We start from the raw sequence: 8,000 nt of genomic DNA on the forward strand, positions 1-8,000 counted from the left end.
ATTTGCCGGTGAGGTCGCCCAGCGAGGCGCGTTTGCCGGCGATCTCCAGCAGGTCGCCATTGCGGCCGTGCAGGACGAAGCGGCCGTCGTCGCCGACCTCGGTCAGATCGGCCAGCAACACCGGTTCCGGCAGGTGCGGCGCCTGGATCGCGGTGCCGTCGGGCTGCGGCTGCAGGCGCACGCCCGGCAGTGGCGTCCACGCGTGCTCGCGCGCGGTGCGCCGGCGCGCGAACACGCAGGTCTCGGTCGAGCCGAGCACCTCGCGGACCTCGCAGCCGAAGCGCGCCTCGGCGGCGCGGGCGAGGCCGGCCTGCAACGGCGCGGTGGCCGAGACGATGCCGGCCAGCGGCGGCAGGGCGATGCCGGATTCGACCAGGGCGTGCAGGTGCACCGGGGTGGTGACTAGCAGCGGCGGCCGCGGCGCGTCGGCGCAGCTGCGGGCGACGTCGTCGGGAAAGAACGGCCGTCCGCGGTGCACCGCCAGCGGTCCCAGCAGCGGCAGCAGCACCGACATCTCCATGCCGTACATGTGTTGCGGCGGCACGGTAGCGACCAGGGCGGTGGCGCCCGCGGGGCCGTCCGGCGCGCCGATCAGCTCGGCCAGGGCCGCCAGGTTCTGCGCGGTGCTGATGCGGAACGCGGCCCAGCGCTTCGGATTCGGCCGCGGCTGGCCGCTGCTGCCGGAGGTGAAGCCGATCGCGACCGGCGCGTCGTCGGCGATCGTCAGCGGCGCGCCGTCGAGTTCGGGCAGGTGCTCGGGCAGCTGCCGCAGCCGCGGCGATGGCGACGCCGGCGGGGTGTCGCCGAGTCCATAGCTGCCCGGGTGCCGGGCCAGCACGTCGTCGATCACCGCCGGCGCCCGCGAAGGCGGCAGCAGGGTGGTCTGCCCGCGCAGGGCGGCGGCGCAGAACGCGACCAGGAAGCGGTAGCGGTCCTCGCACAGGTTGATCACCGCCGGCGCGTCCGGCAGCCGGTCGGCGACGCCACGGACCTCGCGGCGGAACCGGGCCAGGTCGATCGCGGCCCCGCCGCCGCCGAAGCAGATCGTGCGGGCGGGATCGCCCGGCGCCAGTTCCTGCAGCGCGGTCGCGGCGGTCGGCGAGTTGATTACGGCTGACATCGTCCCAAATCCTGCAGTGTTCCCGGTGCGCCTGGAATGCCCGCCCGGTCGATCGGCGCGGGATGCCCACCTGCGGCAGCGGCCGCCCCCTGCCGGGTAGCTTACGCTTGCCTGCCGACCCGGCGCCAAACCGGGGCCGCCGAAGCCGGATACGGCGGCCATCGTGCTTTTTCCCACCTGACCGAGACCCGACCGCGTGTCCCAGCCGAGTCCTTCGCCCGTATCGCCCCGCTGGACCTGGCTGCCGCGGCAGCCAGGGGTGGCGGCGGAAACGCAGGCGCGCGGCTGGCTGTCGACCCAGCTGGAGGCGCCGCCGGAAACCCTGCCGCTGCACCGGGACGCGTGGCGGCGGCCGCAGATCGCGGCGCCGTTCCAGGGCCGCGACATCAACTGGAGCCACAGCGGCCAGGGCCTGCTGGTGGCGCTGGCCGACAGCGGGGTGCGGGTCGGCGTCGACCTGGAGTGGCTGCGGCCGCGGCCGCGCGCGCTGGCGCTGGCGCAGCGCTATTTCACCGCCGCCGAGCATGCCTGGCTGGCCGCCATCGCCGATGTGCGGGCGCGCGAGCTGGCATTCCTGCGGCTGTGGTGCGCGAAGGAGGCGGTGCTGAAGGCCCACGGCCGCGGGCTCGCGTTCGGGCTGGACCGGCTGAGCTTCGAGGACGGCCCGGCCGGGCTGCGCCTGGTCGCCTGCCACCCCGACCTGGGCATGCCCGCGCACTGGTCGCTGCGCGAGATCCAGCCGGCGCCGGGCTATCGCGGCGCGCTGGCCTGGCGCTGGGGGCGGGGCGCGTGAGCGGTCATACTGTCGGGCCCCGGTCCGCCCGGCTCCGCCCGCATCGCGACGATGGACGCTTCGGTCACCTTCCGCGACTACCGTGATCGCGACCGCCCCGCCTGCATGGGGCTGTTCGACGCCAACTGCCCGGCCTTCTTCGCTCCCAACGAGCGCGAGGACTACGCCGGCTTCCTGCGGCGGTGCCTGCCCGGATACCGGGTCTGCGAGCGCGCCGGGCGGGTGGTCGGCGCCTGGGGGCGGTTCGGCGGCGATCTGAACTGGATCCTGCTGGACCCGTCGGCCCAGGGCCTGGGAATCGGTTCGGCGATCATGGACGAGGTGGTCGGCGCCGCGCGCGCGGCGGGACTGGACACGCTGCGGATCGCCGCCAGCCACCGGTCGGCGCCGTTCTTCGCCCGTTTCGGCGCGCAGGCGGTGGCCGAGACCGTCGACGGCTGGGGCCCGGGCATGCACCGTATCGACATGCGGTTGGCGCTGTGAGTGCCGGCCGATCCCTTCTTCTCCGACCCTGCAATCCGTACCGATGACCGAGACCCTGCCGTCCGACCTGCGACCGACCCTCGAAGCGGGCCTGCGCGCGCTGGAGCTGGACCCCGCCCTGGCCGCGCCGCTGCTGGACTACCTGGCGCTGCTGACGCGCTGGAACCGCGCCTACAACCTGACCGCGATCCGCGACCCGCGCGAGATGCTGGTCAAGCACCTGCTCGATTCGCTGGCGATGCATCGGCACCTGGACGCGATCGAGGCGGCCGGCGGCGAGCTGGCCGACCTCGGCACCGGTCCCGGCCTGCCCGGGATCCCGCTGGCGATCGCCCGGCCCGGCCTGCGGGTGGCGCTGGTGGAGAGCAACGGCAAGAAGGCGCGCTTCCTGCGCGAGGCGGTGCGCAAGCTGGGGCTGGCACCGAGGGTGCGGGTGCTGGAATCGCGGATCGAGGCGGTCGATGAGCCCGGCGGCTTCGCCGCGATCACCGCCCGCGCGCTGGCGACGCTGCCGCTGATCCTCGAACTCGGCGGCCACCTGCTCGTTGCCGACGGGGTGCTGCTGGCGATGAAGGGCGCCGACCCGGTGGGTGAGATCGACGCGCTGCCGGCGGGCTGGGCGGTGCGGGCCCGTCACCGGCTCGATGTGCCGGGGCTGGAGGCCGAGCGCCACCTGGTGGTGGTCGGCCGCGCCGTTCCCGGCTGAGCCGCGCGGCCCGCTGCCGGCGGTCTGCCGCCCTCCGTTCAGCTGCGTTCGATGCAATGGATCGTGACCGCGAGGTGGGACAGGCGGCCTGGGGCGGGCATAATCACCAGTCCGGCCTGCGTCCGGACCGGGCCCCGCGCACCACGTCGGGTACCGTGCAGGGATCGCCGGCCGCCCGCATCGTCCGCCTCGCCCGCCTTGTTTCGGGGGGAGGCATCATCCGAACCACCGCGCGCGCGACAAGCCTGCGCGAACACGCCAGGGGAACCAGCCGCATGGCCCGCATCATCGCCATCGCCAACCAGAAAGGCGGGGTCGGCAAGACCACCACCGCCGTCAACCTGGCCGCCGGACTCGCCCGGACGCCGAAGAAGGTGCTGCTGATCGATCTCGATCCGCAGGGCAACGCGACGATGGGCAGCGGCGTCGACAAGCGCGAGCTGGAGGCTTCGATCTGCGACGTGCTGCTGGGCGAGGTCGCGGCGACGGACGCGGTCGTGCGCACCGCCGAGGACTTCGACCTGCTGCCGGGCAACATCGACCTGACCGCGGCCGAGATCCAGCTGATGGAGCACGACGGCCGCGAGCAGCGCCTGAAGCAGGCCCTGGTCGATGTCGTCCAGGCCTACGACTACGTGCTGATCGACTGTCCGCCGGCGCTGTCGCTGCTGACCCTCAACGCGCTGACCGCCGCCGACGCGGTGATCGTGCCGATGCAGTGCGAGTACTACGCGCTGGAGGGCATCAGCGCGCTGCTGGAGACGATCGAGGCGATCCGCCAGCGGCTCAATCCGAAGCTGGAGATCGAGGGCGTGCTGCGGACCATGTTCGACGTGCGCAACAATCTCGCCAACGCGGTCTCGGCCGAGCTGACCCAGCATTTCGGCGACAAGGTCTTCCGCACCATCGTGCCGCGCAACGTGCGCCTGGCCGAGGCGCCCAGCCATGGCCAGAGCATCGTCGGCTACGACAAGGGCAGCCGCGGCGGCATCGCCTACCTCGGGCTGGCCGGCGAGGTGATCCGGCGCCAGCGCGAGCGCGACCAGGCCGCCAAGGCCGTGCCGGCACCGGAGGTGGCGGCATGAGCGCAACCAAGGACGCCGCCGTGAAGGACGCACCGACCAAGGCCGCCGCCGCCAAGAAGCGCGGGCTCGGCCGGGGACTGGAGGCCTTGCTCGGGCCCAAGGCCGCGGCCGAGGCGCCGGCGCTGGAGGCGGCCCCCGGCGACGCGCTGCGGACCCTGCCGATCGACGCGCTGGCGCCAGGCAAGTACCAGCCGCGCAAGCACTGGGACGAGTCCAAGCTCGACGAGCTGGCCGAGTCGATCCGCGCCCAGGGCGTGATCCAGCCGATCGTGGTCCGCGAGATCGCCGAGCGCGGCGGCAAGACCTGGGAAATCATCGCCGGCGAACGCCGCTGGCGCGCCAGCCAGCGCGCCGGCCTGAGCGAGATCCCGGTGGTCGTGCGCGAGGTCGACGACCGCACCGTGGTCGCGATGGCGCTGATCGAGAACATCCAGCGCGAGGACCTCAACCCGCTGGAAGAGGCGCAGGCGCTGCAGCGGCTGATCGACGAGTTCGACCTGACCCATGCCCAGACCGCCGAGGCGGTCGGGCGTTCGCGCGCGGCGGTATCCAACCTGCTGCGCCTGCTCGAGCTGCCGTCGGAGATCCGGGTGCTGGTCGAGACCCGCACCCTGGAGATGGGCCATGCCCGCGCGCTGCTGACGCTGACCCCGCAGGCGGCGATCGCGCTGGCGCGGCAGGCCGCCGAGCACGGCTGGTCGGTGCGCGAGGTCGAGCACCGGGTGCAGCAGCTGGCCGCCGGCAAGCTGCCGGCCAATGGCAGGAACAAGCCGGCCAAGGCCGCGCCGCAGGCCGATATCGTCAGCCTGGAGCGCGAGCTGTCGGAGTCGCTCAACACCCGCGTCAACGTGATGCACGGACGCGGCGGCAAGGGCCGGCTGGTGATCCACTACAGCAACCTCGACGCGCTCGACGGCGTGCTCGAGAAGCTGCGCGGCAAGACCGACTGAGGCCGCCCGTACCCGCCCGGAAGCACGCCCAAGACCGACAGTGACGTCGTGAATCCCTATCGCTACCGCGTGGCCCTGCGCGCCACCCATCCCAGTGCCGACCTGGTCCCGCTGTTCGAGGAGATCGGGTTGCGGCCCACCCGCGCCTGGAGTGCCGGCGAGCCGCGCCGCGGTCCCGGCGGCGGCCCGCTGGAGGGCGTGCACCGGGACAGCTACGCCACCGCCGAGCTGTCGGACATCGGCGCCGGCGAGGGCGGACGCAGCTGGGCCGACGCACCGTTCGAGGCGTTCCTGCGCCAGCAACTGGACCGGCTGGCGCCGCACCAACCGGCGTTCCAGTCGCTGGTCCGCGACGGCGGCCGCTGCGAACTGGCGATCGGACTGAGCGGGGATCGCCCGATCAGCTTCGACCTCAGCGCCTGGCTGTGCGAGGCGACCGCCCGCCTGCGCCTGTCGCTGGCGTTCGACATCCATCCCAACGGCGACGACTGAGCGCGAGTACCCGCAGCCGATGACGAGCAACGACAGCCTCCCTCCGGTCCTGGTCACCGGTGCCGCCGGCTTCATCGGCGCCTATGTGTGCCGCGCGCTGCGCGCGCGCGGCGAGGCGGTGATCGGGCTGGACAACTTCAACGACTACTACGACCCGCAGCTCAAGCGCGACCGCCTCGCCGCGCTGTGTCCGGATGTCGAGGTGCGGGCGCTGGACCTGTGCGACCGCGAAGGCCTGGCCGCGCTGTTCGACGCGCACCGCCCGGTCCGCGTCGTGCACCTGGCCGCGCAGGCCGGGGTCCGCTATTCGCTGGAGAATCCGCACGCCTACGTCGACAGCAACCTGGTCGGCTTCGTCAACCTGCTCGAGCTGTGCCGGCACCGCGGCGTCGAGCACCTGACCTACGCCAGCTCCTCGTCGGTCTACGGCGATTCGGCGACCCCGCCGTTCTCCGAGGACCAGCGCATCGACAAGCCGCGCTCGCTGTATGCCGCGACCAAGGCCGCCAACGAGCTGATGGGCTACACCTATGCCCAGCTGTACGGCCTGCGCGCGACCGGGCTGCGCTTCTTCACCGTCTACGGCCCGTGGGGGCGCCCGGACATGGCGCCGCTGCTGTTCTCGCGCGCGGTGCTGGCGGGACGGCCGATCGACGTGTTCAACCACGGCCGCATGCGCCGCGATTTCACCCACATCGACGACATCGTCGCCGGCGTACTGGCCGCGCTCGACCGGCCGCCGCCGGGCGGCGTCGACGGGGTGCCGCCGCACCGGGTGTTCAATCTGGGCAACCACACCCCGGTCGAGCTGGAGCGCTTCATCGCGGTGATCGAGGCCGCCGCCGGCCGCCAGGCGCAGAAGGTCTACAAGCCGATGCAGCCCGGCGACATGGTCGAGACCATGGCCGACACCGGACGCGCGCGCGAAGCGCTGGATTTCGAGCCGCGGACCGCGATCGACGACGGGCTGCCGCCGGTGGTGGCCTGGTGCCGGGACTACTTCGGCGAGGCGGCCTGAGCCGGCCGCGGAAGCGGCATTGCAACCGGTGAGCGGTACGATATGTCCGCCGCGGCCGTTCGCGGCGTCCCCGCCGCCGCCGCGCGGCCCCTCACCTCGCCCCGCCCGATGACGCAAAACAAGCCTTCGCTGTCGGTGGTCGTGCCCGTGTTCAACGAGCGCGACAACGTCGCTCCCCTGGTCCACGAGATCACCGCCGCGTTGCGCGGGGTGGTGCCGTTCGAGATCGTGTATGTCGACGACCATTCGCGCGACGACACCCTCGACGTGCTGCGCGGCCTCAAGGCCGAGGTGCCGGAGCTGCGGGTGATCCACCACGTCACCCAGAGCGGCCAGAGCACCGCCGTGCGCAACGGCGTCAAGGCCGCGCGCGCGCCGTGGATCGCCACCCTCGACGGCGACGGCCAGAACGACCCGGCCGACATTCCCAGACTGCTCGCCGAGCGCGACAGCGCCGACGCCTCGACCCGGTTGTTCGCCGGCTGGCGGGTCAACCGCCAGGACAGCGGTTCCAAGCGCTGGGCCAGCAAGTGGGCCAACGCGATCCGCGCGCGCATGCTGCGCGACGACACCCCGGACACCGGCTGCGGGATCAAGCTGTTCGAGCGCGAGGCCTTCCTCGAACTGCCGTACTTCGACCACATGCACCGCTACCTGCCGGCGCTGATGCAGCGCGCCGGCTATCGCACGGTGAGCGTGCCGGTGAACCACCGCCACCGCACCGCCGGGGTCTCCAAGTACAACAACCTCGGACGCGCGCTGGTCGGCATCCGCGACCTGCGCGGTGTGGCCTGGCTGATCAAGCGCGGCAAGCTGACCCGTACCGAGGAGGTCTGAACGATGGCCGTCGACTTCATGAACAACCCGGTCGCCTGGCTGGAGTGGACCGGCATCCACATGTCGCCGTGGAAGATGATCGGCCTCACCGGCGCGTTCATGTTCGGTGCGCGCTGGGTGGTCCAGTTCATCGCCTCGCGCCGCCACGGCAAGCCGGTGATCCCGCGGCTGTTCTGGTACATGAGCCTGTGCGGCAGCGCGATGACCCTGAGCTATTTCCTGTTCTCGCAGAAGCAGGACGCGGTCGGGGTGGTGCAGAACCTGTTCCCGTCGTTCACCGCCGCCTACAGCCTGTACCTGGACATCCGCCACCGCGGTTGGCACCGCGACAAGGCCGGGCACTGACCCGATCGCGGCAGACGCCCGCCGGCGCACAGCCGGCAGCGCCGCCGGGATGCGAGAATCGGGGCTTCGCCACGACCGAGCCGAGTCCGATGCGCCTTGCCGTCCTTGCGTTGAGCCCTCTCTTCCTCGCCCTGCAGGTCGCCGCCGCGCCCGCAGCGGCAGCTGAGCCCG

Annotated in this window: 10 protein-coding genes; 9 read left to right on the plus strand and 1 reads right to left on the minus strand. The window is 72.6% G+C overall.

The genetic code is table 11. From position 1 onward, the window contains the following. On the minus strand, positions 1-1,108 hold a 1,108-nt coding region (locus FKV24_RS10360; protein WP_425481618.1), incomplete at its 3' end, for an AMP-binding protein. Between the two features lie 208 nt (positions 1,109-1,316). Here FKV24_RS10360 and FKV24_RS10365 point away from each other — a divergent pair. The 9 genes from FKV24_RS10365 (at position 1,317) to FKV24_RS10405 (ending at position 7,829) form a co-directional block, all read left to right on the plus strand. After that, positions 1,317-1,913 carry a 4'-phosphopantetheinyl transferase family protein gene (locus FKV24_RS10365; protein WP_111265100.1) on the plus strand — a complete coding sequence of 199 codons (597 nt, stop codon included), beginning with the start codon at positions 1,317-1,319 and terminating at the stop codon, positions 1,911-1,913. Positions 1,914-1,964: 51 nt separating this feature from the next. Next, positions 1,965-2,396: a GNAT family N-acetyltransferase gene (locus tag FKV24_RS10370; protein ID WP_111265101.1), complete on the plus strand. Its 432-nt coding sequence runs from the start codon at positions 1,965-1,967 to the stop codon at positions 2,394-2,396. A gap of 43 nt (positions 2,397-2,439) precedes the next feature. Beyond that, positions 2,440-3,102 carry a 16S rRNA (guanine(527)-N(7))-methyltransferase RsmG gene (rsmG, locus tag FKV24_RS10375; RefSeq protein ID WP_141482331.1) on the plus strand — a complete coding sequence of 221 codons (663 nt, stop codon included), beginning with the start codon at positions 2,440-2,442 and terminating at the stop codon, positions 3,100-3,102. Positions 3,103-3,377: 275 nt separating this feature from the next. Next, the gene (locus tag FKV24_RS10380; RefSeq protein ID WP_111265103.1) at positions 3,378-4,187 is read left to right on the plus strand and encodes a ParA family protein; all 810 of its coding nucleotides are present in this window, start codon (positions 3,378-3,380) and stop codon (positions 4,185-4,187) included. Then, entirely contained in the window at positions 4,184-5,137 is a 954-nt protein-coding gene (locus tag FKV24_RS10385; RefSeq protein WP_111265104.1) for a ParB/RepB/Spo0J family partition protein, read from the plus strand. The genes FKV24_RS10380 and FKV24_RS10385 overlap by 4 nt, the downstream gene beginning before the upstream one ends. Positions 5,138-5,185: 48 nt before the next feature. Continuing rightward, the gene (locus FKV24_RS10390) at positions 5,186-5,629 is read left to right on the plus strand and encodes a hypothetical protein (protein WP_111265105.1); all 444 of its coding nucleotides are present in this window, start codon (positions 5,186-5,188) and stop codon (positions 5,627-5,629) included. 19 nt (positions 5,630-5,648) lie between these two features. Beyond that, the gene (locus FKV24_RS10395) at positions 5,649-6,647 is read left to right on the plus strand and encodes an NAD-dependent epimerase/dehydratase family protein (protein WP_141482332.1); all 999 of its coding nucleotides are present in this window, start codon (positions 5,649-5,651) and stop codon (positions 6,645-6,647) included. Between the two features lie 108 nt (positions 6,648-6,755). Beyond that, a complete protein-coding gene (locus FKV24_RS10400) occupies positions 6,756-7,484 on the plus strand; it encodes a glycosyltransferase family 2 protein (protein WP_141482333.1) in 729 nt (242 codons plus the stop codon). A 3-nt stretch (positions 7,485-7,487) separates the two neighbouring features. Next, entirely contained in the window at positions 7,488-7,829 is a 342-nt protein-coding gene (locus FKV24_RS10405; RefSeq protein WP_111265108.1) for a lipid-A-disaccharide synthase N-terminal domain-containing protein, read from the plus strand. Positions 7,830-8,000 lie beyond the last annotated feature (171 nt).

The sequence above is a fragment of the Marilutibacter maris genome, from assembly GCF_006546735.2.
Taxonomy (GTDB): Bacteria; Pseudomonadota; Gammaproteobacteria; order Xanthomonadales; family Xanthomonadaceae; genus Marilutibacter; species Marilutibacter maris.

Bases quoted from the DNA above. Each gene is read 5' to 3' on its own strand.
- FKV24_RS10380 (WP_111265103.1), top strand. From the start codon at position 3,378: ATGGCCCGCATCATCGCCATCGCCAACCAGAAAGGCGGGGTCGGCAAG.
- FKV24_RS10400 (WP_141482333.1), top strand. From the start codon at position 6,756: ATGACGCAAAACAAGCCTTCGCTGTCGGTGGTCGTGCCCGTGTTCAAC.
- FKV24_RS10370 (WP_111265101.1), top strand. From the start codon at position 1,965: ATGGACGCTTCGGTCACCTTCCGCGACTACCGTGATCGCGACCGCCCC.
- FKV24_RS10405 (WP_111265108.1), top strand. From the start codon at position 7,488: ATGGCCGTCGACTTCATGAACAACCCGGTCGCCTGGCTGGAGTGGACC.
- FKV24_RS10395 (WP_141482332.1), top strand. From the start codon at position 5,649: ATGACGAGCAACGACAGCCTCCCTCCGGTCCTGGTCACCGGTGCCGCC.
- rsmG (WP_141482331.1), top strand. From the start codon at position 2,440: ATGACCGAGACCCTGCCGTCCGACCTGCGACCGACCCTCGAAGCGGGC.
- FKV24_RS10385 (WP_111265104.1), top strand. From the start codon at position 4,184: ATGAGCGCAACCAAGGACGCCGCCGTGAAGGACGCACCGACCAAGGCC.